We start from the raw sequence: 22,571 nt of genomic DNA, 5'->3' as shown, positions 1-22,571 counted from the left end.
CGCGGCAAGCAAATGAATGTGGCCTTGCTGCAACCGCATAGCCGTTCATCGCTATCGCCAGCTATTGAGCCTACAAAATATCCAAGGGAAAGTCCTAAGAAAAACATCTGATGTCTGATGTATATTTGACTGCATGCTACCTAAGAGAGCAACATGCGTCTAAGCGTAGAGCGCTCAATGAGCGACAAGATTCAAGAGTCGCTTTTGACTATGATCCGTGAGCGCAAGCTCAAGCCAGGTGATCAGATTCCTACGGAACTGGAACTCTGCGAATTGCTCGGGGTAGGCCGTTCGAGTTTGCGTGAAGCCGTTGCTCAGATGATCTCGCACGGTCTGCTGTCTCGGGTACAAGGTCGCGGCACCTTCATCAGACAAATTTCGCTGAAGTTGCAGGGCGGTCTGGATGATCTGATGTCCGTAACCGACATGATCAAGAGCGTCGGCGCCGTGCCTTCAACGAGTCGCATACAGATGGATACCATTGCGGCATCGGAGAGTTTGTCAGAAAGACTCGGCATCGAGCTTGGGGCGCCGTGCGTACGTATCGAACGCGTTCGCCGCGCGGACGACGCCGTAGCCGCCTATTGCATCGACACCATTCCGAAGACGCTCTTCGATGCAGCGGACGGTGAAGTCGGCGAATCGCTTTTCGGCATGTTTGCGCGCACGGGCCGGCGTCTGTCGCATACGCATACGTCGATACAGCCGACCATCCTCACGCCGCGCGATCTGCCGGAACTCGGAGACGGCTTCGGTTTGTTTCTCCTGCTGGACGAAGTGGATTTCGATCAGAGCGGGGAACCGCTCTGCTATAGCAACGACTACTACAACACGAGCATTTTCAAATTCGATCTGGTGCGCAAGCGTCGCTAAGACAATCTTGCGTTTAGACGCGCACCAGAAGCAACATCGGAGGAGACACCGATGGAGTTCGAGGCTTTTACCGCAAGCGAGCTTGCCGCGTATCTCGGCGCAATTCCCGAGATACGTGCGCTGCTTGGCGAGCCGCACGATCTGGAAGTGGCCGAAGTCGGCGACGGCAACCTGAACTATGTGTACTTCGTGACGAACACGAAGGCGCTGGAACGCAGCGTCGTCGTCAAGCAGGCGCCGCCTTTTTTAAGACTAGTCGGCAAGACGTGGCCGTTGTCGTGTCAGCGCATGGAGCATGAGGTAGCGGCGTTACGCCGCTTCGGCGCGCTATGTCCGCGGCATGTGCCGAAGGTGTATCACGCTGACAGCAAGCGCTTTCTGATGGTGATGCAAAGGCTCGCCTCGCATCGCATTTTGCGGCAAGGACTGATGGATGGCGTCGTCTATCCGAAGCTCGCCGCGCATCTGTCGACGTATCTTGCGCAAACGCTTTTCCACGGGTCCGATCTGTTTCTCGCGCCGGACATCAAGAAAGAGGCCATGAGCGCGGCGGTCAATTCCGAGCTGTGCAAAATCACCGAGGACCTCGTCTTTACGTTTCCTTTCGAAGATCATCCGTCGAACGTGTACAGCGCTGCATTGCCTGCGTCATCGCTTGAACGACTGAGGACCAGCGAAGCGTTGCGCATTGCCGCGGGCGACATGAAATGGGCGTTCATGAATCACGCCGAGACCTTGCTGCATGGCGATTTGCACACCGGCTCGATCATGGTCAACGAAGACGAAACCTTCGTGATCGATCCGGAATTCTCGTTCTACGGACCGATGGGCTTCGATATCGGCGCGGTGCTCGCAAACCTGCTGCTCGCGTATTTTTCGCGCGACTGGCATGGCCGTATAGACGATCGAGATCCTTCCGCCTATCAGGAATGGTTGCTCGTTCAAATGGCCGAGGTCTGGAATGGCTTTAACGCGCAATTTCTAAAGCTGTGGCGCGAGCACGAAAGCCGTAGCGAACGCGGCTTTATAGGCGGTCACGCAGAAGCGCGATCTGTCGAAGGTTATCGCGCGCACTTCATGCGTCGGCTGTTAGCGGATACGCTCGGCTTCGCTGGCTGCAAGATGATTCGGCGCATCGTCGGCATGGCGAAGGTCGCGGACATCACGCGCATTCCAGATGCTCAGGCGAGGGCGCGTATCGAAGTGCGCTGTCTGCGGTGCGCGGAAGACCTGCTGGTCAAGCGCGCGACGCTTGGCAGTATCGAACAGGTCGTCATGCTTGCGCGCGAGGTTCAGCGCGAAACAATCACACATGCATAGTCCACTCGGAGCTTCCATGGTTGCGCAGTCCTTGTTCCCCACGCTTGCCCCGACGATCGAATGGTGCGATGGCGATCTCCTGCTGCTCGATCAGACGCGCCTGCCGCATGAAATCGTGGTGGAGCATGTCGCCGATGCAGCCGCCGTCTGGCGAGCCATTCACGAATTACGCGTGCGGGGTGCGCCCGCCATCGGCGTCGCGGCAGCATACGGATTGTGCGTCGCCATGCAGGACGCGCGCGACTTGCCCTTGACGCAATTTCGTGCCGAGCTTGAACGGCGCGCGGGCTGGCTCGATACCGCGCGCCCCACGGCGGTGAATCTGAGTTGGGGATTGAGACGCATGCTGCAATGCGCGCGCGCATGCAACGCAAGCGACTCGAAGGCGCTTTACGAAGCTTTGGTGGATGAGGCCAAACAGATTCATGCGGAAGATCAGGCGCTATGCGAAGGTATCGGCATGCATGGTCTGCCGCTTATCGAACCGGGCAGCGGCGTGCTCACGCATTGCAATGCAGGTGCGCTTGCCACCACAGGCTTAGGCACGGCCACCGCGCCGATCTATGCCGCACATCGCGAAGGCATTGCGTTCAAGGTGTTCGCGGACGAGACGCGGCCGCTTTTGCAAGGCGCGCGCCTGACCGTGTTCGAACTGCAGCAGGCGGGCGTGGATGTAACGCTGATCGTGGATAGCGCGGCCGCGTCGATCATGTCGCATGGACTGGTGGACCTCGTGATCGTCGGCACGGACCGGGTTGCGGCAAATGGCGACTTCGCCAACAAGATCGGCACACTGAGCGTGGCCATCGCAGCGAATTACTACGGCATACCGTTCTACGTGGCTTGTCCTTCGTCCACACTGGACTTCCGCACACCGACCGGCGCGCAGATCGAGATAGAAGAACGTCGCGAAGAAGAGGTGACATCGCTTGCAGGGCAACCTATTGCGCCGCGTGCCATCAACGCGCGCAATCCCGCATTCGATGTCACGCCGCATGAACTCGTCACGGGCTTCATCACGGAGCGCGGTATCGTGAAAGCGCCTTTCGAACGTTCGTTGCGTGGTTTCTTCGCAGCCGAAGGTAATGCCGCATGAGCGCGGTGGATGAAGGCGCGCTGCGCCGGAGTATTGTCGAGACCTCGCTCGAAATGGAGCGGCTCGGCATCAATCAGGGAACCTCGGGTAACGTCAGCGCGCGCTTCAACGACGGCTTTCTCATCACGCCCAGCGGCGTTCCTGCGCGTGAAATGCACGAAGACATGATGGTGTGGCTGCCGTTAGATGTCAGTGACGACGCGAGCGTGCTGCGCACGGCTCGCCCGTCTTCGGAATGGCGCATTCATCGCGACATTCTTCGAGCACGGCAAGACATGCACGCGGTCGTGCATACGCATTCCATAGCGGCCACGGCGCTTGCCATTCATGGACGCGATATTCCCGCTGTGCACTACATGGTCGCGGCCGCCGGCGGACATTCCATTCGCTGCGCGCCTTATGCGCTCTTTGGCACGCAAACTCTTTCCGATCACGCTTTAGCCGCGCTTCTGAACCGGCGTGCGTGTCTGCTCGCGCATCATGGTGTGATCGCGCTCGGCACCGATCTTGCGCGCGCCGTGTGGCTCGCGCATGAAGTGGAAGTGCTTGCCAAGCAATATCTTCTCGCCTGTCAGTTGGGTGCTCCGCCGCTTCTTTCGGAGGAGCAGATGGATGAAGTGTTGGAGAAGTTCAAGACTTATGGCCGACGCGACAAGAAGGATTCTTAGCGCGCTTGCCTTGAGGAAATAGTCGTTTGCATCGTAATGAATAAATCCTACAACGGAGACAGCTATGGCCTGGAATTCAGCAAGATTCGACGGATGGGGCACGTTCGGCAAATCGACCGGCGCGGTTTTTTTATGCGCGGCGGCCGCGCTTAGCGGTTGTTCCAAGAGCGACAACAGTTCGGCCGCCAGCAGTTCGGGCGCGAGTTCGAGCGAAGCCGCGAGCGCTCCCGCAAGCGCACCGGCGCCGGCCGCTGCCGCGGGCGGCAAGGCGAAAATAGGCTTTTCGATTGCAACGCTTAACAATGCGTTCTTTGTCGGGCTCAAGGCCGGCGTGGAGAAGGGCGCCAAGGAGCAAGGCTTCGATCTCGTCCAGACCAATGCCAATGGCGACGCGCAACAGCAGGTCAACGACGCCATCAACTTGCTGAGTCAAGGCGTGACTGCCCTCGTGCTGAATCCTATCGACTCCAAGGCCATCATTCCGGCTGTCGAGAAAGCCAACTCGATGAACATTCCGGTCTTCACGCTCGATCGTGGGTCGGATGGCGGCAAGGTGACTTCGTTCGTTGCGTCGGATAACGTCGCGCTCGGTCAAACCGGCGCCAAGTGGATTGCCGATCAACTGACCAAACGCTACGGTTCGGCTAAAGGGAACGTGGTGGATTTGATCGGCCTTGTCGGCACGACCGCCGCCACCGACCGTGAGAAAGGCTTTAGCGACGAAATGGCGAAGTATCCCGACATCAAGGTGGTTGCGCGTCAGGAAGGCGCATTCGATCAGGAGAAGTCGCTTAACGCGATGACCAATATCCTGCAGAAATATCCGCAAATCGACGCTGTATTCGGCGCCAACGACGACAACACCGTGGGTGCGGAAAAGGCTATCGACAATGCGGGCCGCTATAAGCCGCTCGGCGATAAAGCGCACATTCTCGTGATCGGCGCGGATGGCACGGCGCAGGCGCTTTCCGCCATTCGCTCGGGCAAGCAGGACGCGACCATCTCGCAGAACCCCATTCAGATGGCCGCCAAGTCGCTGCAGTTCATCGCGGACTACAACGCCAAGAAGGACGTTCCGGCGAATTATGCCTGGCCGACTTTACTCATCGACAAATCGAATATCGATTCGGATGAGACCAAGAAGTACGGGCTGTGGTCAGAGGAAGTCAAACAGTAAGGCAAGCCGCGGGCACACGCTTAAGACTTCAAGCGTTCAAGCGTTTGAGCTCTAGCGCGTTGCCCGCTAACGGAATGCACGACATGACAGTCGAAACGGAAGCGCAAGCGCAGGCGCCGCTCAAAGCGTCCGCGCCGCTATTGCGCATGCAAGGCATCGTCAAGAGCTTTCCTGGCGTCAAGGCGCTGCGCGGCGTCAGCCTCGAACTGCGAACGGGCCATGTGCTCGCTATTGTCGGCGAGAATGGCGCGGGCAAATCGTCGCTCGTGAAGACCTTGTCTGGCGCGTATGAGCCGGACGAAGGCACGATCGAGATCGACGGCGTACCGCTTGCGCGCGGCACCAACGCGGCGATCGATGCAGGCGTGGCCGTGATTTATCAGGAGCTCTCGTTGATCAACGACATGACGGTCGCGGAAAATTTATTCCTTGGCCGCATGCCTGCAAAGAACGGCTTCGTCAAGCAACGCGAGGCCAACCAGCTTGCGCGCGAAGCGCTGGATCGCGTGGGACTCGACAACGTGCCGCCGTGGATGCGCCTCGGCGACCTGCCGCTCAACAAGAGGCAGCTCGTGGAAGTAGCAAAAGCCGTGGCGCGCGATGCCCGAATTCTCGTCATGGACGAACCCACGGCCGCGCTGCAGAGCCAGGACATCGCCAATCTTTATGCCGTGGTGCGGCGGCTGCGTGCCTCGGGCATGGGCATCATCTTCATTTCGCATCATCTGGAAGAGGTGTTCGAACTCGCCGATTCCGCCGTCGTCATGCGCGATGGCGCGACGGTTGGCGCGCGTCCGATGTCGCAATGGACCGAAGCCGAACTCGTGCAGGCAATGGTCGCGCGCAATCTCGAATCGTTCTATCCGTGGGAGCCGCGTCCTTATGGCGATGTCGTGCTCGAAGTGCGCAATCTCGCTAGCGCGCCGTTGCTTCGCAATGCGAGCTTTACGGTACGCTCGGGCGAAATCCTGGGCATAGCGGGCATTGCCGGGGCAGGACGCACCGAATTGCTCAAGACGATCTTTGGCGCGCTGCCCGCAACCGGTGGCGAGATTTTCGTGAAGGGCAAGAAGGTCACGAATCATTCGCCCACTCAAGGCGTGCGTCACGGCCTCGTTTATACCTCGGAGGACCGCAAGCTCGAAGGGCTCGTGCTCGATGCCAACATCGAAGAGAACATCGCACTGTCGAGCCTTAAAGCGCTTGCGAGCGGCGGCTTCGTGAGCCGCGCCAAGAAACGCAAGCTGGCGCAGGAAGCAAGCACGCGCTTCGGCGTTCGCTCGTCTTCGGTGTTGCAGATCACCGGCACGCTTTCCGGCGGCAATCAGCAGAAAGTCATTCTTGGCCGCGCAACGGCGACCGCACCCGTGGTCATCATGCTCGATGAACCCACACGCGGCATCGACGTGGGTGCGAAGACCGAAATCTACGCACACATGGTGTCGATGGCGCGTGCGGGCGCAGCGGTCGTCATGGTGAGTTCCGAGTTGCCGGAGTTGCTCGGCATGTCGGATCGCGTGCTCGTGATGTATCGCGGCAGCATCGTGACGGAGCTACCGCGCGACAAAGCGGACTCTGAAACTGTCATTCAATGGGCTACAACAGGAGCAGGCGCATGACCTCCACGGCAGCCAACCGCGAGGACTCGGAGGCGCTCTCGCGCCGCGTGATTCGCCAACTGAGGAGCGGCATCGGGCCATTGTTTGCCGCACTCGTCATCATCTGCATCGCCTTGTCGATTGCATCGCCCGAGTTTCTGACGACCAGCACGCTCACCAACATCATGGTGCAGGTCTCGGTGGTGGGCATTGCGGCGGTAGGCGGCACGTTCGTCATCATCACGTCGGGGATCGATCTGTCGGTCGGATCGCTCGTTGCGTTGAGCGGCATGGTCGCGGCCACGGTCATGGCAGGATCGAGCCCAGGCGCCGTCGGTCTCGGCGTTGGAGGGTTATGCGTCGCAATTGCGGTCGGGGCCACGGCAGGCGCGCTCAACGGCCTTGCCGTGTCGTGGTTGCGCCTCGTGCCCTTCATCGTCACGCTCGCGATGATGGCCATGGCGCGCGGCCTCACGCTCGCCATTTCCGATGGTCGCACGAAGTTCGATTTCCCCACCGCCTTCACGGCCTTCGGCGCGAAGACCGTCGCGGGCTTGCCCATGCCGATGATCGTCATGCTCGTGATCTTCGCCATAGGCCATGTGCTCTTGCGCAAGACCACGTTCGGGCATCAGGTCTTTGCAGTCGGCGGCAATCAGGAAGCCGCGCGTCTTGCCGGTATTCCCGTGCGCCGCGTGGTTTTCTTCACCTACATGCTGGCCGGCGTAACTGCTGCCATCGCTGGGATCGTGCTTGCCGGACGGCTCAATTCCGCCTTGCCGTCCGCGGCCAACGGACTCGAATTGCAGGTGATCGCCGCTATCGTGATTGGCGGGACATCGCTTGCGGGTGGACGTGGCTCGATCGTGGGCACCTTTATCGGCGTCGTGCTGATCGGCGTGATCAACGTGGGTTTGTCGCTACTCGGCGTGAATCCCTTCTGGACGCAATTCATTCAAGGTGGGGTCATTTTCGCGGCTGTCTTGCTCGACGCGCTTAGTCAGCGGCGCAAGCGTTAGACGTGTTCTTGCAACGCACCCTAAAACCGGAGGAGCACAACATGAAGAAAATCATTAACCAGCCCGATGTCTTCGTCGATGAAATCATCGAGGCTTTGCTTATCGCTCATCCCGCGTGGATCAAGAGCGCGACGGACGACAAACGCGCGCTCGTGCGCAAGGACGCGCCCAAGGAAGGCAGAGTGGGAATCGTGACAGGCGGCGGCTCGGGGCATTTGCCCGGCTTTCTCGGGTACGTCGGCGTGGGGCTTTGCAGTGGCGTGGCCGTGGGCAACGTGTTTTCATCGCCCTCGGCGGAACAGATATTCGAAGCGACCAAGGCAGTGGATGGCGGCGCGGGCGTGCTTTACGTATACGGCAACTATGGCGGCGACGTCCTGAATTTCGACCTTGCCGCCGACTTGGCCGAACCCGAAGGCATCGACATCAAGACAGTGGTGTTGACCGACGATGTAGCATCCGCGCCGAAGGAACGTGCGGCCGACAGGCGCGGCGTCGCGGGCATGTTGTTCGCGTTCAAATGCGCGGGCGCCGCCGCTGAACGCGGCGATTCGCTCGATGAGGTCACGCGCATTTGCGCCAAGGCGAATGCCCATTGCCGGACCATGGGTGTGGGCCTCTCGCCGACGATACTGCCTGCGGCAGGCAAGCCGACCTTCACATTGCCCGATGGCGAGATGGAAATCGGTATCGGCATTCATGGCGAACCGGGAACGCATCGCGGCAAGCTCGAAACGGCCGATGCCATCGCCGAGCGGCTTATCGGTCAGATTCTCGGCGATCTGAACGCGCCTAAGGGATCGAAGCTCGCGATACTCGTGAACGGCCTCGGCGCGACGCCGCTCGAAGAACTGTATTTGCTGTATCGCCGTTCCTCGCAACTCATCGCCGATCAGGGCCTGAAAATAGCGCGCTCGTATGTCGGCGAATACGTAACGAGTCTGGAAATGGCGGGGGCATCGATCACGGTGATGCTGCTCGACGACGAACTCGAAGCGCTGCTCGAAGCGCCCGCGAGTTCGCCATTTTTCCGCGATGGCACCGCATCGTAAGAGGAGTGCGCGATGAGCGTATCGAACCAGGAACTGCGCGCTATCTTGACGCGTGCGCTAAGCGCGCTGCCGGCGCATGCCGACGAGTTACGCGACCTCGACGCCGCTTTGGGCGACGGCGATCTCGGCATCACGGTGCAATCAGGGTCCATTGCCATCGTGAAGGCGCTTGCCGCTTTGAACGATGACGCCTCGCTTACCGACGTATTGTTCGCTGCGGGCAAGGCGTTCTCGACAGCGAATCCATCTACGTTTGCAGCGCTCGTCGGCGGCGGCTTGCTCGCGGCAGGCAAGGCGATGAACGGCAAGGACACGGTGAGCCGCGACGAGGCGCTTGGCATCGGACGCGCGGTGGCTGCGCGCATCATCGAACGTGGCAAGAGTCAGGTCGGCGACAAGACCGTGCTCGATGCACTCGTGCCGAGTCTCGATACGCTCGAAGCATTGCAAGGCAGCGCGACTGAGTTGCTCGATGCCATGATCGCGACTGCGCAAGCGCAGGTAACGGCTACGGCCTCGAAGCAATCGCAAAAGGGTCGCGCGGCGTGGGTGCAAGAACGCAGCATCGGCCACGCTGACCCTGGTGCGACCGCTTATGTGCGCTTTTTGCAGGCCTTGCGCGAAGCGGTCGCCAGTTGAATCAATCCAGCGTGATGCCGTCGAAACGATGGCCTCCAAGCGGACTGATCAGATAGCCGTGCACGCGTTTCGAGATCGGCTGAAACGTATTGGCGTGCGCAAGCGGTGTGTACGGCACCTGATCCTTGAAGACGACTTGCGCTTCTTCATAAAGCTTCGTGCGCGCGCTTTGATCTGTTATGAGGCGCGCCTTAGCCAAGAGATCGTCGAACTGCTTGTTGCACCATTTCGCCATGTTGCTGCCATGCACTGCATCGCAGCCCAACGTGGTGCCGAGCCAGTTGTCGGGGTCGCCGTTATCGCCTAGCCAGCCGTAGAGAATGGCGTCGTGCTCGCCATTGGTCTTTGCGCGCTTGTTATATTCGGCCCATTCGTAGCTGACGATATTCGCCTTTACGCCGATCTTCGCCCAATCCGATTGGATCAGTTGCGCCATCAGTCGCGCGTTCGGGTTATAGCCGCGCTGCACGGGCATGGCCCATAGCGTAATGGTGAAGCCATCGGGAAAGCCCGCTTGCTTCAACAACTCGCGCGCCTTCGCGGGATCGTGCGGTGCGTCTTTCAGCGCCTTGTTATACGACCATTGCGAAGGCGGCATCGGGTTCGTGGCCAGCGTGGCCGCGCCTTCGTAGACGGTCTTGATGATCGCCTGCTTGTCGATCGCCATGTCCAGCGCGCGGCGCACCGTCACGTTGTCGAGCGGCTTGTGAGTCGTGTTGTAGCCCACATAGGCAACGTTGAAGCCCACGCCCGACAACACCGTGAGCTTCGGATTTTTTTTCGCCTCGACGATATCGGCAGGGCGCGCAAACGAGGTGAGTTGGCACTCGCCGCTCGCGAGCTTTTGTTCGCGCACGGCGGCATCGGGCGTGATCGAGAAGACGAGCTTGTCGATATGCACGTCCTTGCGATTCCAATAGCTTGGGTTCGCGTCGTAACGAATGGTCGCGTCCTTTTGATAATCGCGGAACACGAAAGCGCCGGTGCCGACAGGCTTCTGATTCATGTCCTCCGGCCGGCCTTCCTTGAGCAATTGCGCGGCATATTCGGCGGAAAAGAATGGACGCGAACTCCATGGCGATGTTGCGCACGAAAACGACATCGGCCGTCTTTAGTGTGAAGCGCACGGTGTTGTCGTCGAGCTTCTCGACCGATGCGATGTTCTTGTCGTAGCCGAGATCGGTCAAATACGGAAAGCTCACCGGGTGCGCCTTCTGGAACGGGTCGTTCGGGTCGATCATGCGTTTGAACGTGAAGACTACATCGTCGGCGTTGAAATCACGCGTGGGCTTGAACCACGATGTCGACTGGAATTTCACGCCGCGTCGTAGATGGAAGGTGAAGGTCTTGGCATCGGGCGACTCGTCCCACTTTTCGGCGAGGCCTGGCGTCAGGTCGAGCGTGCCGCGTTTGAATTCGACCAACGTGTCGTAGACGGCATGCGCGCTGGCGTCGAAGTCGGTGCTGGTGGTGAACTGGGCGGCATCGAATCCGGCGGGGCTGCCTTCGGAACAGAAGACGAGGGTCTTGCTTTGAGCCGATGCGGTCTGCGGCGTGGCGATGAACGCGGCGAGAAGGGAGACGGCAAAACCGCACAGAGCGCGTGCGCTTCTTCGAGTCGGAGCTTTAACCATTGTGCCTCGCTGGGATGGAGATGAGTGGATGAGGCGTACTTTAGCAAGGGATTGGCTTCTAAGTCGTCGAGCGTAATTGCGTGACGCGCTGATCGGGAAGTGGTGTCGCTGCTCGGATTTATAGCCGAGCGTCCAACATAATAAAACTAATGTCTAATATCGACCGACGAGAGATAATTTTTTTATCGGTTTACGTTGTAGAACGTGAGTGAATTATCTGTGTCACCATCAAAGCTTCATCTATTGAAGCAGATGCGGCCTTTGGCGAAGAAACCGTCGCGTCGAACGCAAGCAAGTAGAGCCGACGATGCGCGCCAAGTTAGGCTTACGCATCGGGTGCCGTAAAAAATCAGCGCTTTCTAGAAAACAGGCCTCACGTTTCACGCGAGCCTGCCGTAATCGTGAACATGAACTCAAAAACCTCTCTCCCATTCGCTCCCGGCAGCGCCTTGCACGGGAATACTCAATCCGTCGCTTTAGCTGTCGCCGCGCTGCGAAAGGCGCGAGGCAAGCTCAATCCCGACGACGTCGCAGCAGGCACGCGCGAGTTCGAAGCGCTTGAACTGGATTTCCTGAGGGATATGATCGATTTTCTGAGCGTCGATCCGAACGAGCACTGCTGGTTCGACGATTAAACGCAACGGCCGCTTCCATCTGCGGCCGTTGATTCGTTTCACCGACTGGCGGGCGTTGGAATCCGTGGCGAATCTCAAGCCAATGACCGCCGCCTGAGCGCCTCACGCCTCCAACTGCTCCAGCACCTGGCCCTTGGTTTCGATTCCGAGGAAATGCACCGCCAGCGCAGCCAGCAACGGCACCGCGCCGAGCGCATAGAAGGCGAGGTCCATTTGGCCGCCGAGCAGCGTCTTGCCGACGAGCGCCGGCGCGAAGATCGCAGCCACCTTGAGCCATGCGCCGCCAAGTCCGCAGCCGAATGCGCGGATGCTGGTCGGATACAGTTCCGGCGTATAGACATAAGCGGTGATGAAGCCGCACGCCATGAATCCAAGCCCAAGCGCGCAGAACGTCGCGACCACGTAGACGGATTCATGCTGGAACACGCCCGCAAGCACCAGTGAAATCGAGCACAGAACGAACGACCAGTTGATGACCGGCTTGCGCCCAACCTTGTCGACGATCAACGCGCAGGTGAGCGAGCCGATCACGCCGAGCACGGAAGCCGCGACGGCCAGGTTCAACGCGAGTTGCAGCGGTGCGTGATAAACCGTCTTGTAGATGGTAGGCAGCCACGTCGAGAGACCGTACTGAATCACCCCGCACGTCATCCATAACATCGCGACCGCGATGGTGCGTTTTAGATACGCCGGGCCGATCAGATCGAGACGGCGGCGCTTCGGATGGCGCAGCGCCATGGCATCGAATTCGGCGACGTTGCCAAGCGGCGGCAACGGGCCTTTCACCGAGGCCTCGAAGGCGCCGAGCGCATCGCTCGCTTCGCGCATGCGGCCGCGTTCCGAGAGCCAGCGCGGCGATTCCGGCACCAGCGTGCGCAACAGGAAGAACAGCACGAGCGGCACGCCGCCGATGATATACATCGCTTCCCAGCCGAAGCGCGGCACGATCCACGCGCCAAGCCCGTTCGATGCCAATAGTCCGATGGGAAACACGATCTCGTACAACAGCACGAAACGTCCGCGTCCATGCGCACGCGTGATCTCGTTGATGTAGGTCGCCGCCACCGGCAATTCGCCGCCCAATCCCAGCCCCTGCACGATACGCAACGCCACGAACACCGCGAACGAAGGCGCGAAGCCGCACGCGATACTGGTCAGCCCGATGATGCCCGAGCTCCACGCAATGGAACGCACACGCCCGTAACGTTCCGCGAGCGATGGAAACAGGAACGCGCCTACGAGTTGCCCGATCGATCCCGACGCAATCAGAAAGCCCACTTGCCCCGGCGTCAGCCCCCACTTCTGTATCAGAAGCGGCAACGTGGCCGCAATGACGATGACATCGAAGCCATCGAAAAAAGTCGCCGCGCCGATCAGAATCCGGGCGCGCACCTGCATCGCATTGGCGGGCAGCCTCTCGATGCGCGCGATAATCGATCCTTTCGTCACCGGGGAAGCGGCGGCTGCGGCCGCGCCCTCGGCAGTGGTGGCGGTGCCGCCGTGCTCGGCGACCGTATTGCCCATGGTCCTCATGCCTGCTCCTGGGTGATTCGGTAAAGGGGTGATGGTTGTCTCAGGCGAGCGCTTTCGCGGTGTCGGCGAGGGCGGCGAGGTCCACCGCGCGTCCCTGGCTCATCCATTTCTTCGCGACCTTGAGATCGCGCGCCGCGTTGATCGCAATCACGCCGCGCAGCGCGTCGCCATCGAAGAAGAAGAGCGAAGCTCGGCGCGCTTCGAGATCGCCACGTACGACATGTGTGTAGCCGGGCGCGATATCGCCGAGAATCTGCAGATTGACGTCGAATTGATCCGACCAGAACCACGGAATTTCCGCATACGGCGCGCGCACCCCGAGTACGGCGCGTGCCGTGGCAATAGCCTGATTTTGCGCATTGGCCCACGATTCGAGCCGCACGCGACGCTTGAGCCACGCATTTGGATGATTGGCGACATCTCCGCAAGCGAACACGCAAGCGTCCGACGTGGCGCCGAATTCGTCGACGACGATGCCATCGTTCACGTCCAAACCCGCATGTTCGGCAAGCGCCGTGTGCGGATTCAGGCCGATGCCCGCTACCGCAAAATTGGCGTCTAGCGTGCTGCCATCGGCGAGATGCGCGCGCACGCCGCCTGCATGATCGTCCAGCGATACGAGCGATGCATTCAAACGCACGTCGACACCGTTATCGCGATGCAGACGCAACAGAAACGCCGATACCGCTTCGGGCACCGAGCGCGCGCATAGACGCGACGCACCTTCGATCACCGTCACATCGACGCCGAGCTTGCGCGCGGTCGCCGCCACTTCGAGACCGATCCAGCCGCCGCCGATCACGAGCAGGCGCTTGCCATGCGACTCGCGCATACGCGTGCCGAGCGCGACGGCGTCGTCGAGTGTGCGCAAGTAGGCAAGATGCGAGGTCTTCACCAGCGCGTCCGGCAGACGGCGTGCCGCGCCGCCGGTCGCGATCACCAGGCGGTCGTAATGCACTTCGCGGCCGCTCGCCGTCCGCACGACGCGCGCTTCGCGATCGATCGATGCCGCGCATTCCGGCTGCCACGCTTCGACATCGAGCGAAGCGAAGGCATCGTGATCGACGAGACGCACGGTGCTTATGTCCGCATCGCCCGAGAGCACGGCCTTCGAAAGCGGCGGACGCTCGTACGGCAGATGGATTTCATCGGCGATCATCACGAGCCGGCCATCGAAGCCTTCCTTGCGCAAGGTCCTGACGATCCAGCCGGCCGCCTGTCCGCCACCGATGACGACCACGGTGCGTGGCGCGTCGAGCACGTTCGAATCAGCCATTTTTACGCTCCGTCATGAACTTGCCTTCCGGCGCCTTCGCGTCCTTCTGACGGCGCGTGTGGCCGTCCAGCCCGCCATCCACGGCCCATTCGGCGAAGACCGTCGGACCTGGCTCGAAATCGCGCGGCTGCCATTCGGGCGTGAGCATGTCTTCATCGGCGTAATACTCGATGAGACCGCCCGCCGGATTTTTGAAGTACCAAAAGTACGCCGATGAAACCGGATGCCGCCCCGGTCCAAGCTGCGTGGCCCAGCCGCAGCGGCTGATATGCAGGCCGCCGCCGAAGACTTCGTGGATGTCGCGAACGGTGAAGGCGACGTGATTCAGGCCGCGTTTGCCATCGGGCAATTGCAGAAGAAAGATGTCGTGGTGCCCGCCGTGCGGCGCGCAACGCATGAACGCGCCGCGACCCGGGTAACGATCGGAGGTCTCGAAGCCGAGCAGCTCGTGATAGAACTTCTCCTGCTCGGCCACGCAGTTCGTGAAGAACACGACGTGTCCCACTTCCACGGGTTCGGCGCGATCGTAGACGGGGCTCGGTGTATCGACACGCAGCGTCTGTCCCCACACGTTCGAAGGCGAACCCTTCACGTCGAGCGCGCGTTTGGTCGTGACGACCACGCGTATCGACATGCCGTTCGGGTCGATACAGCCGACCGCGTCATCGGTCTCGAAGTGACCCGGCTGACCCGCGAAGCGTGTGCGCAATGCGTCGAACTCCTCGCGCGTGGCGACGCCCCAGGTCACTTCGCGCAGCGTTGGACCGGCTTCGAAGGCGGGCGGCAACGCGGGGTCGTCGGCGAGCGCGAGTTGCACGGCGCAACCGTTGAGCGTTTCGAAGCGCGCGCGCGTCTCGTCGTGGGCGACTTCGCGCAGACCCCAATCCGCGAAAAAGCGCCGGCAGGTGTCGAGATCGTTCACGCCGTAAGTGATGCTTTCAATGCCAAGGATGGTCATAGCCGCCTCTTCAGTTCTCTTCAGTTCGCCCACGGCAGCGGGGCGTCGTTCAAGCCCCAGTAAAGGCTCTTTTGCTGCATGTATTCGCGCAGGCCCAAATGGCCTTTTTCGCGTCCCATGCCGCTGTCCTTCCAGCCGCCGAATGGCGTCGAAATCGAGAATTGCTTGTAGGTGTTGATCCACACGGTGCCGGTTGCAAGCGTGCGGGCCGTGCGCCACGCGCGCTTGTAGTCGCGCGTCCAGATGCCTGCGGCAAGACCGAATACGCTGTCATTCGCAGCGCAGATGAGCGCGTCTTCGTCGTCGAAGGGCAGGGCGGCGAGCACCGGGCCGAAGATCTCTTCCTGGCACATGCGCGCGTCGTTGCTCAAACCCTCGATGATCGTCGGTAGATAGAAGAAGCCTTTTTCGCGGCCTTCGCCCGTGGGACGTTCGCCGCCGCACAACACACGGCCGCCTTCGGACTGACCGAGCGCGACGAAGCGTTCCACGGTCTCGCGATGCTGCGCCGTGATGAGCGGACCCATCTGCGTGTTCTCGCGCGTCGGGTCGCCGACACGCAGCTTGCGCGCGCCTTCCACGAGCCGCGCCATGAATTCGCCATATACCTTGCGTTCGACGAACAAGCGCGAACCCGCGATGCACGATTCACCCGACGAACTGAAAATGCCGTATAGCACGCCGTTGACCGCGTGATCGAGGTCCGCATCGGCATAGACAATGGTCGGAGACTTGCCGCCGAGTTCGAGCGATACCGGCATCAACTTCTCCGCCGCGAGTCGCGCGATGCCACGGCCCACTTCGGTGCCGCCCGTGAACGCGACTTTTCTGACGAGCGGATGGCGCACCAGCGCGTCGCCGATCACCGATCCCTTGCCCGGCAACACGCTCACCACGCCTCGCGGCACGCCCGCCTCCTCGCAGATGCGCGCCAGCGCCAGCGAAGCAAGCGGCGTCACTTCGGCGGGTTTGAGCACGACCGCGTTGCCGGCGGCGAGCGCGGGTGCGAGCTTCTGCGCATCGGAGGCGATGGGCGAATTCCACGGCGTGATCGCGGCGATAACGCCGAGCGGTTCGTGCACGCTCATCGTCAGATAGTCGCCGCGTGGGGGCGTCAGCGCTTCTTCGAGTGTTTCGAGACACGATGCGAAATAGCGGAACGTGCTGGCGGCGCTCGCGACGAGCGCGCGCGTTTCGCTGATCGGCTTGCCGTTGTCGCGGCGCTGCAATTGCGCGAGCGCTTCGTGGCGCGCTTCGATCAGGGCAGCGATGCGATGCAGCACCGCCGCGCGCTGATGCGGCTTGAGGCCGGCCCAGTCGTCGCGGCGCCACGCGCGATCTGCAATCTCCACGGCTTCGAGCGCATCGTCGGCGCTCGCCGTGGTGATCTCCGCGTTGACGGATTGATCGGCCGGATAGATGCTCGCGTAACCGTTGCCGCGGCCTTTGCGCCACTCGCCGCCGAGAAAAATCTCGCCAGACGAAACGAGCGAAGTGTCGGGATGATTCATGGTTCTACATGCTCCTCAAATGACGCAGCGTGCAGCGCGATTGCGCAACGCACGAATCGCGCTGAACGCGGTGAGCGCGGACGTCTTGGGATTCGACGGCAGCGGTTTGCCGCACATTTCGAGCGACATCTCGCCGAACGCGCCGCGCGCCACGATGCGATGCACGTTGCGTTCGACTGTCGGATCGGCGATCAGCGTGACGCGCGTGCCATCCAGCCCGAGGCCCGCGAGCGCGATGGTTGCCGCGACGTTCGCGTTCTTCGGATAGAGCCGCGCCGCATCGCGCGCCGTGCCTTCGAAGATCACGGTCTCGACCGTCAGCGCGTGCAGGTCGCAGACGCCTTCGGCGGGCGTGCCGAGCCAGCCGAGCGGCGGCTTGCGGCCGGTGTATTGCACTTCGTCGAGGCCGCCTTCTTTCGCCGATGCCAGCGCGTCCACACCGCCTATCGCGCCGGAAAGCAGCGTGAGCGTGGCCGCGCCTTCGTCGGCGGCGTGCGAGAGCGCGGCGAGCAGGTTCACGTCGGACAGCGCACCGATGGACGCCACCGCGCAGTCCGTACCCGACCTGAGCAGCGGCACCACGTGATCGACGAGCGCCGCATGGCCCGCGCATTCGAGTGCGAACTCGGGATGATGCGAAAGCGCATCGACATGCGATACGACATCGACGCCGTCGCCGAGCAAGGCGCGCACATCGTGGCGATCGCGCTCCGGCACGATCACATGCGAGATGCGCACATGCGGATCGTGATCGAGCGCGCGATACACCGCGCGGCCGATCGCGCCGAAGCCGATCATCGCGACATCGATCGCTTGATGGACATGTCGGGGATCACGCATATTCCGGCTCCTTCGGCTCTTCCTTTTTCACGGGCGGCCCGGCAAACGCGGTCGCGAACGAGCCGACCGAAAGCATGTCCACTTCCACGAGCACGGGACCGTCGATGGCAAGCCCTTCGCGCACGATCTCATCGGCCTGATCGAGCGACGTGATGCGGCGATGCGCGAGGCCGAGACTCGCGCAAAACTGCGCGAAATCCGGTTGATGCAGATCGACGAACATGCGCCTACCGCCGTACTGCGCGTCCTGAATGTTGCGGATGACGCCGTAGCACTGGTCGTTCATCAGTACGATCATGACGTTGGCTTTTTCCTGCACGGCGGTGGCGAGTTCGCCTACGTTCACCATCAAACCGCCATCGCCGACGAGCGCGACGGTTTTCTTCGCCGCGCACGAAAGCGCCGCGCCGATGGCCATCTGCATGCCCTGACCGATGCCGCCGCCTAGCGCATGCACGCCCGCGCGCGGGTTGAAAATCTTCAGCAGCCGATTGCCCCACGTGCTGTTCGAGATGGTGACGTCGCGCACCCAGTTGTAGTCGCGGCCTACCGCGCGTTGCAGTGAATCGACCAGACGCTTGTACGGCCCGAGTCCCTTCGATACTTCCGCCACCGCGACTTCCCGCGCGGCGGCAAGATCGCCCGCGAACGTCTGATCGACGCGCAAGCGGCCCTCGAGCAACGTGGCGAGTTCGTCGAGCACGGTGGCGGCATCGCCATGCACGAAGAGTTCGTTGCGGTAACCCCGGTTGTCGGCGAGTGCGTCGGCATCAATACGATAGAGCGGCCATGGCAGCGCGAGCTTGTACTTGAGCGTTTCGTTGCCGCGCAGACGCGAGCCGACGACCACGAGCGCGTCGCACGTCTTGTAAAACGCTTCGACGGAAGGATGCACGTTGAACGCGCCGAGCGTGGCCGGATGATCCTCGGGCAACACGCCACGCCCCTGCACGCTCGTGACCACGCCGAAGCCCAGCTTCACCAGACGCTCGACCGCCGCGCGCGCGTGACGCGTGCCGCCGCCAAGCCACAGGAGCGGGCGTTTCGCTTGCGTCAACGCTTCGGCGAGTTGCTGCACGCGCAGAGTGTCGTGCGTGAGCATGCCGACGTGCGGTGCGGCGAGGTCCGCCGGCCATTCGATCTGCGCCGCCTGAATGTCGATGGGAATCTCGACGCTCACCGGACCCGCAGGCGCGGTCAGCGCGACGCGCACGGCTTCGCGGATGGTCGGCAGCGCGGTCTCAACGGTGCGTACACGAAACGCCGCCTTGGAGATGGAATGCAGCATCGCCAATTGGTCCGGCGCTTCGTGGATATACGCGAGGTCCTGGTCGAGATACTCGGTTTCGATCTGACCGGTGATATGCAGCAGCGCGGTGCCCGCCGTCAGCGCTTCGACCATCGCGCCTGCTGCATTGCCCGCCGCCGTGCCGGTCGAGGTGAACGCCACGCCCAGTTCGCCCGACACGCGCGCAAGACCGTCGGCCATGTTGAGCGCGCCGGCTTCCCCGCGTGCGCCGACGTAGCGGATGTTGCCGCGCCGGCCGATGGCGTCGAGGATCGGCATGTTGTGGATCGAGATGACGCCGAACGCCGTGCGCACGCCGCATTGTTCGAGAAACGCGGCGATCAGTTCGCCGACCGTGGTGGTTTTAGACATGTCGGGCAAAGCCTCCGGAAACATCGATATGACTGCCGGTCGTGTAGGACGACAACGGCGAAGCAAGATAAAAGAGCGCTTGCGCGGCTTCTTCGGGAAGACCGAAGCGGCCGAGCGGAATGTTTTTCTTCCGCGCGAGCTCGGCGGTCCATTGCTCCCAGCTCTGACGCGGTTCGGGCTGCGCATCGAGATAGTGTCGATAGCGGCGCTTCCACTGTCCCGATTCCACGATGCCGATGAGGATCGAATTCACGCGGATGCGCTCGGGCGCAAGCTCGGTCGCTAGCGACTTGACGAGACTCAACACGCCCGCACGCGCCGATGACGTCGCGACCATGTGCGCCTCGGGCTGCAGCGCGAGCAGCGAATTCACGCAGACGATCGCGGGCGAGGGCGCATCCTTCAACATCGGCAGGAAAGCGCGCGTCGGACGGATGATGCTGAAGTACTTGAGGTCGAGCTCGTCGCGCCAGGCGTCGTCGGTGGTATCGGCGAAGGTGGACACGCGGCCCTGTCCCGCGTTGTTCACCAGCATGTCGACGCGGCCGAAGCGCTCCATGACGCGCGCCGCGAAAGCGTTCACCTGTTCGGCATCAAGCACGTCGCAGCGGGCCGCGAGCAACGGCGTATCGGGGAACTGGCGCTCGAGTTCGGCCTGCGCGGCGTCGAGGCGTTCGCCGTTGCGGCCGCAGATGGCGACTGCCGCGCCCGCGCGCAGGAAGAGTTGCGCCGTCGCGAAGCCGATACCAGACGATCCGCCCGTGATTACCGCAACCTTATCCGTGAGATCGATCTGAATCATTGCAACCCCAGAGACTTCATATAGCGGCTCGACGCGGCGGTCCGCGCGGCCGGACGATAATTCAGACGCATGGAGAGCGCATCGGCGGCTTCGCGGACCCGGTCGATGAGACCGCTTTCGAGCAGCGCGGCATCGATCTCCGGACGCGGGATCGTCGTCGTGATGACGGCAACGATGCGCCCCGTGTCGTTACGCACCGGCGCGGTCACCACCGAAATGCCGCGCTCGAACGATGACTGGCTGGTGGCGAAACCGCGTTCGGCGTCTTCCTTCACGCGTTCGAAGAGTTCCTCGACCGTTTCTGGCGTCGCCTTCGTAAAGCGTTCCAGATGCGGCTCGGGATAAAGCGCGCGTAGCTCGTCGAGCGAAAGATCACCCATCAGCACATGACCGTGCGTGGTCGCATGAGCGGGCAGACGCGTGCCGACATTCACCTTCACCGAGCTGAAGATCGGCGCGTGACTTTGCGCTTTCGCCACGAACACGACATCGCGCCCATCGCGAATCAGGATGTGGCTCGTGAGGCCGGTTGCATCGCGCAAGGCTTCGATCACGGGCAAGCCGAGATCGGTCAATTCGAGCGAGCTGAGGTATTCGAAGCCGAGGCGTAATACGGCCACGCCCAGCCGGTAATTGCGATCCTTGTCCGCGCGCTCCAGAAAACCCAGCGATTCGAGCGTCTGCAAGAGGCGAAACACCGTCGTGCGCGGAATGCCTAGACGCCGCGACAGCTCGGGCGCGCCGAGCACCGGCTCGCGCGGCGAAAACTCCGCGAGAATCTTGAGGCCGCGTTCGAGTCCCGGCACGATGTAAGTCGGTTCGGCCTTGTCGGCGTCGTCTGCGCCGAACGTCTCCGGTTTCATTGTTTGTCCTTCCTCTTTCATGGTCGATCCGCGCTAGTGCAAAACGATTCGATCAGCGCCGTATAAGCGCCGGGCGTTTCGACATAACCTGCGTGGCCCGCGTGCGGCATCACCTGCAAGCTCACGCGTGCCGCTTGCGCGATGCGCTCGCACGCAACGGGCGGCGTGATCGCGTCATGCGCGCCGACGGCCACGGCCACGCGTCCTTCATAACGTGCAACGTCCGCTGCAAGATCCGCGTTGGCGAGCAGATGCGTCGCTTGCGCATAGCCGGCAGGAACGATGCGCGCCATGTTCCAGCGCACCCAGTCGCGCGCGGCATCGTCCGCATCGGGCGACAGCATGTTGGCGCTGCGTTCGCGTGCAAGGCCTTGCGCACCCAGTTCGGCGAGCATCGCCAGACGCGCGTCGCGTTTCTTTTCACGCTCTTCCTTCGATGCCGCGCCATATCCCGCCGCCGGCGATATCAGCAGCAAGCCCGCGACGCGCCCTTGCATGCGCGCTGCAAACGAACCCGCGATGATCGCGCCGAGCGAATGACCGACAAGCACGCAACGCGGGATATCGAGCGCATCGAGCCATGCCGCAAGCGCTTGCGCATAATCCGCCGCATGCGGCTGCGCGCTTGCCACGGGCGTCGATACGCCATAACCCGGCGTGTCCCATGCGAACACACGGCGATGCGCGCCGAGTGCGTCGAGTTGCCTGAGCCACGACGCCGCGCCCGAACCGATACCATGCAGAAGCACCACGGGCAGGGTGCGCAGGTGCGCGGCACCTGCCTTGCGATAACCCGTGACACCATGTGCGGTATGGATACGCGCTTCGGGAAACTGCGCGAGCGCGTCGAGGTGGGTGAGCGTGCGAGCGGTCATGGCGGGTCTCAACGCTTGAGCTTGGCGAGCGGCGAGTCCGGCGGATACGTCGGCGTAATGGGCTTGGCCGCGCCGAGCATCACGCACATGAGCGCGTCTTCCTCGCCGATATTGATCTCCGTGCGATAAACGCCCGGCGGCACCGAAATGAGATCGCGCTCGCCGATCACCGTTTCCCAGGTTTCGCCGTCCTTCTCGCAAACCACTTTCATCTTGCCGCGCAATACGAAGAAGATTTCCTCGACGTCCATGTGGATATGGCTCGGTCCGATGTTGCCGGCGGGAATGACCATCGTCGAGAAGGTGAAGCCGCCTGCGGGAACCGTGTTCATGTCCTTGGCGACACCGGTGCCGCCCGTGCCGACATAGCGCATCTGCGCACGGCGATACTTCGGGTCGTAGTCAGCCTGAAACTTAAGCGCGTCCCAGTCGTAGCGCCGCGTGTCGAGGCGCGCGACGCGCGTGGTCATCCATTGATCGAAGCTCGCGCCAGCGGGCTGCTCCCACGATTTGCGTTCGATATCTGCATCGGCCATCGTCAA

General features: G+C 61.9%; 20 protein-coding genes and 1 pseudogene. 10 read left to right on the top strand and 11 right to left on the bottom strand.

Annotated features, from left to right (window positions below; genetic code table 11):
- The first annotated feature begins 177 nt into the window (after positions 1 to 177).
- The 9 genes from ACYQ47_RS03240 to ACYQ47_RS03200 all read left to right on the top strand — a co-directional run bounded on the left by ACYQ47_RS03240 (position 178) and on the right by ACYQ47_RS03200 (position 9,442).
- Positions 178 to 873 (top strand): GntR family transcriptional regulator, encoded by a 696-nt coding sequence (locus tag ACYQ47_RS03240; RefSeq protein ID WP_250467041.1) that lies wholly within the window; start codon positions 178 to 180, stop codon positions 871 to 873.
- A gap of 51 nt (positions 874 to 924) precedes the next feature.
- Positions 925 to 2,193 carry an S-methyl-5-thioribose kinase gene (gene mtnK / locus ACYQ47_RS03235; protein WP_459904442.1) on the top strand — a complete coding sequence of 423 codons (1,269 nt, stop codon included), beginning with the start codon at positions 925 to 927 and terminating at the stop codon, positions 2,191 to 2,193.
- Positions 2,194 to 2,209: 16 nt separating this feature from the next.
- Positions 2,210 to 3,289: an S-methyl-5-thioribose-1-phosphate isomerase gene (mtnA, locus tag ACYQ47_RS03230; RefSeq protein ID WP_459904441.1), complete on the top strand. Its 1,080-nt coding sequence runs from the start codon at positions 2,210 to 2,212 to the stop codon at positions 3,287 to 3,289.
- Entirely contained in the window at positions 3,286 to 3,957 is a 672-nt protein-coding gene (locus tag ACYQ47_RS03225) for an L-fuculose-phosphate aldolase (RefSeq protein ID WP_459904440.1), read from the top strand. Before mtnA ends, ACYQ47_RS03225 begins: the two co-directional genes overlap by 4 nt.
- A 64-nt stretch (positions 3,958 to 4,021) precedes the next feature.
- Entirely contained in the window at positions 4,022 to 5,134 is a 1,113-nt protein-coding gene (locus tag ACYQ47_RS03220) for a sugar ABC transporter substrate-binding protein (protein ID WP_459904439.1), read from the top strand.
- 74 nt (positions 5,135 to 5,208) lie between these two features.
- Positions 5,209 to 6,753 (top strand): sugar ABC transporter ATP-binding protein, encoded by a 1,545-nt coding sequence (locus tag ACYQ47_RS03215; RefSeq protein WP_459904438.1) that lies wholly within the window; start codon positions 5,209 to 5,211, stop codon positions 6,751 to 6,753.
- On the top strand, positions 6,750 to 7,751 hold the full coding sequence (locus ACYQ47_RS03210; protein WP_250467031.1) for an ABC transporter permease: 1,002 nt from the start codon (positions 6,750 to 6,752) through the stop codon (positions 7,749 to 7,751). The genes ACYQ47_RS03215 and ACYQ47_RS03210 overlap by 4 nt, the downstream gene beginning before the upstream one ends.
- A gap of 41 nt (positions 7,752 to 7,792) precedes the next feature.
- Complete coding sequence (locus ACYQ47_RS03205) at positions 7,793 to 8,803, top strand: dihydroxyacetone kinase subunit DhaK (protein WP_250467029.1); 1,011 nt, start codon at positions 7,793 to 7,795, stop codon at positions 8,801 to 8,803.
- 12 nt (positions 8,804 to 8,815) lie between these two features.
- Positions 8,816 to 9,442 carry a DAK2 domain-containing protein gene (locus tag ACYQ47_RS03200; protein ID WP_459904437.1) on the top strand — a complete coding sequence of 209 codons (627 nt, stop codon included), beginning with the start codon at positions 8,816 to 8,818 and terminating at the stop codon, positions 9,440 to 9,442.
- Between the two features lies 1 nt (position 9,443).
- Here the strand turns inward: ACYQ47_RS03200 and ACYQ47_RS03195 are convergent.
- A pseudogene (locus ACYQ47_RS03195) lies at positions 9,444 to 11,076 on the bottom strand (ABC transporter substrate-binding protein).
- 401 nt (positions 11,077 to 11,477) lie between these two features.
- Between ACYQ47_RS03195 and ACYQ47_RS03190 the strand changes: the two are divergent.
- Complete coding sequence (locus ACYQ47_RS03190; protein ID WP_250467024.1) at positions 11,478 to 11,711, top strand: hypothetical protein; 234 nt, start codon at positions 11,478 to 11,480, stop codon at positions 11,709 to 11,711.
- Positions 11,712 to 11,813: 102 nt separating this feature from the next.
- On the opposite strand, the gene ACYQ47_RS03185 is transcribed toward ACYQ47_RS03190, so the two are convergent.
- Genes ACYQ47_RS03185 through ACYQ47_RS03140 form a run of 10 tightly spaced genes read right to left on the bottom strand, consistent with a single transcriptional unit; the run spans position 11,814 to position 22,565 of the window.
- Positions 11,814 to 13,244, bottom strand: a complete 1,431-nt coding sequence (locus tag ACYQ47_RS03185) for an MFS transporter (RefSeq protein WP_404989423.1) — start codon at positions 13,242 to 13,244, stop codon at positions 11,814 to 11,816.
- A gap of 40 nt (positions 13,245 to 13,284) precedes the next feature.
- Positions 13,285 to 14,520 (bottom strand): NAD(P)/FAD-dependent oxidoreductase, encoded by a 1,236-nt coding sequence (locus ACYQ47_RS03180; protein WP_250467022.1) that lies wholly within the window; start codon positions 14,518 to 14,520, stop codon positions 13,285 to 13,287.
- Positions 14,513 to 15,478, bottom strand: a complete 966-nt coding sequence (locus ACYQ47_RS03175) for a VOC family protein (RefSeq protein WP_459904436.1) — start codon at positions 15,476 to 15,478, stop codon at positions 14,513 to 14,515. The genes ACYQ47_RS03180 and ACYQ47_RS03175 overlap by 8 nt, the downstream gene beginning before the upstream one ends.
- Before the next feature lie 20 nt (positions 15,479 to 15,498).
- The gene (locus ACYQ47_RS03170; protein WP_459904435.1) at positions 15,499 to 16,989 is read right to left on the bottom strand and encodes an aldehyde dehydrogenase; all 1,491 of its coding nucleotides are present in this window, start codon (positions 16,987 to 16,989) and stop codon (positions 15,499 to 15,501) included.
- Between the two features lie 15 nt (positions 16,990 to 17,004).
- On the bottom strand, positions 17,005 to 17,829 hold the full coding sequence (locus ACYQ47_RS03165) for an aspartate dehydrogenase (RefSeq protein ID WP_250493399.1): 825 nt from the start codon (positions 17,827 to 17,829) through the stop codon (positions 17,005 to 17,007).
- Entirely contained in the window at positions 17,822 to 19,489 is a 1,668-nt protein-coding gene (locus ACYQ47_RS03160; RefSeq protein WP_250493398.1) for a thiamine pyrophosphate-binding protein, read from the bottom strand. The genes ACYQ47_RS03165 and ACYQ47_RS03160 overlap by 8 nt, the downstream gene beginning before the upstream one ends.
- Positions 19,482 to 20,291, bottom strand: coding sequence for an SDR family oxidoreductase (locus ACYQ47_RS03155; protein ID WP_250526696.1), 810 nt, complete (start codon positions 20,289 to 20,291; stop codon positions 19,482 to 19,484). The genes ACYQ47_RS03160 and ACYQ47_RS03155 overlap by 8 nt, the downstream gene beginning before the upstream one ends.
- Entirely contained in the window at positions 20,288 to 21,154 is an 867-nt protein-coding gene (locus ACYQ47_RS03150) for an IclR family transcriptional regulator (protein WP_459904434.1), read from the bottom strand. Before ACYQ47_RS03150 ends, ACYQ47_RS03155 begins: the two co-directional genes overlap by 4 nt.
- 17 nt (positions 21,155 to 21,171) lie before the next feature.
- The gene (locus ACYQ47_RS03145) at positions 21,172 to 22,029 is read right to left on the bottom strand and encodes an alpha/beta fold hydrolase (protein WP_309849243.1); all 858 of its coding nucleotides are present in this window, start codon (positions 22,027 to 22,029) and stop codon (positions 21,172 to 21,174) included.
- Between the two features lie 8 nt (positions 22,030 to 22,037).
- Positions 22,038 to 22,565, bottom strand: coding sequence for a cupin domain-containing protein (locus ACYQ47_RS03140; RefSeq protein ID WP_250467008.1), 528 nt, complete (start codon positions 22,563 to 22,565; stop codon positions 22,038 to 22,040).
- Between the last annotated feature and the right edge of the window lie 6 nt (positions 22,566 to 22,571).

The sequence above is a fragment of the Caballeronia sp. HLA56 genome (genome assembly GCF_054655155.1).
The sequence above is the reverse complement of the archived record's forward strand: the minus strand, read 5'-3'. Positions and strand labels throughout refer to the sequence as shown.

What these genes read in the sequence shown, in the direction of transcription:
- ACYQ47_RS03240 (WP_250467041.1), top strand. Translation starts at nt 178, where the DNA reads ATGAGCGACAAGATTCAAGAGTCGCTTTTGACTATGATCCGTGAGCGC.
- mtnK (WP_459904442.1), top strand. Translation starts at nt 925, where the DNA reads ATGGAGTTCGAGGCTTTTACCGCAAGCGAGCTTGCCGCGTATCTCGGC.
- mtnA (WP_459904441.1), top strand. Translation starts at nt 2,210, where the DNA reads ATGGTTGCGCAGTCCTTGTTCCCCACGCTTGCCCCGACGATCGAATGG.
- ACYQ47_RS03225 (WP_459904440.1), top strand. Translation starts at nt 3,286, where the DNA reads ATGAGCGCGGTGGATGAAGGCGCGCTGCGCCGGAGTATTGTCGAGACC.
- ACYQ47_RS03220 (WP_459904439.1), top strand. Translation starts at nt 4,022, where the DNA reads ATGGCCTGGAATTCAGCAAGATTCGACGGATGGGGCACGTTCGGCAAA.
- ACYQ47_RS03215 (WP_459904438.1), top strand. Translation starts at nt 5,209, where the DNA reads ATGCACGACATGACAGTCGAAACGGAAGCGCAAGCGCAGGCGCCGCTC.
- ACYQ47_RS03210 (WP_250467031.1), top strand. Translation starts at nt 6,750, where the DNA reads ATGACCTCCACGGCAGCCAACCGCGAGGACTCGGAGGCGCTCTCGCGC.
- ACYQ47_RS03205 (WP_250467029.1), top strand. Translation starts at nt 7,793, where the DNA reads ATGAAGAAAATCATTAACCAGCCCGATGTCTTCGTCGATGAAATCATC.
- ACYQ47_RS03200 (WP_459904437.1), top strand. Translation starts at nt 8,816, where the DNA reads ATGAGCGTATCGAACCAGGAACTGCGCGCTATCTTGACGCGTGCGCTA.
- ACYQ47_RS03185 (WP_404989423.1), bottom strand. Translation starts at nt 13,244, where the DNA reads ATGAGGACCATGGGCAATACGGTCGCCGAGCACGGCGGCACCGCCACC.
- ACYQ47_RS03180 (WP_250467022.1), bottom strand. Translation starts at nt 14,520, where the DNA reads ATGGCTGATTCGAACGTGCTCGACGCGCCACGCACCGTGGTCGTCATC.
- ACYQ47_RS03175 (WP_459904436.1), bottom strand. Translation starts at nt 15,478, where the DNA reads ATGACCATCCTTGGCATTGAAAGCATCACTTACGGCGTGAACGATCTC.
- ACYQ47_RS03170 (WP_459904435.1), bottom strand. Translation starts at nt 16,989, where the DNA reads ATGAATCATCCCGACACTTCGCTCGTTTCGTCTGGCGAGATTTTTCTC.
- ACYQ47_RS03165 (WP_250493399.1), bottom strand. Translation starts at nt 17,829, where the DNA reads ATGCGTGATCCCCGACATGTCCATCAAGCGATCGATGTCGCGATGATC.
- ACYQ47_RS03160 (WP_250493398.1), bottom strand. Translation starts at nt 19,489, where the DNA reads ATGTCTAAAACCACCACGGTCGGCGAACTGATCGCCGCGTTTCTCGAA.
- ACYQ47_RS03155 (WP_250526696.1), bottom strand. Translation starts at nt 20,291, where the DNA reads ATGATTCAGATCGATCTCACGGATAAGGTTGCGGTAATCACGGGCGGA.
- ACYQ47_RS03150 (WP_459904434.1), bottom strand. Translation starts at nt 21,154, where the DNA reads ATGAAACCGGAGACGTTCGGCGCAGACGACGCCGACAAGGCCGAACCG.
- ACYQ47_RS03145 (WP_309849243.1), bottom strand. Translation starts at nt 22,029, where the DNA reads ATGACCGCTCGCACGCTCACCCACCTCGACGCGCTCGCGCAGTTTCCC.
- ACYQ47_RS03140 (WP_250467008.1), bottom strand. Translation starts at nt 22,565, where the DNA reads ATGGCCGATGCAGATATCGAACGCAAATCGTGGGAGCAGCCCGCTGGC.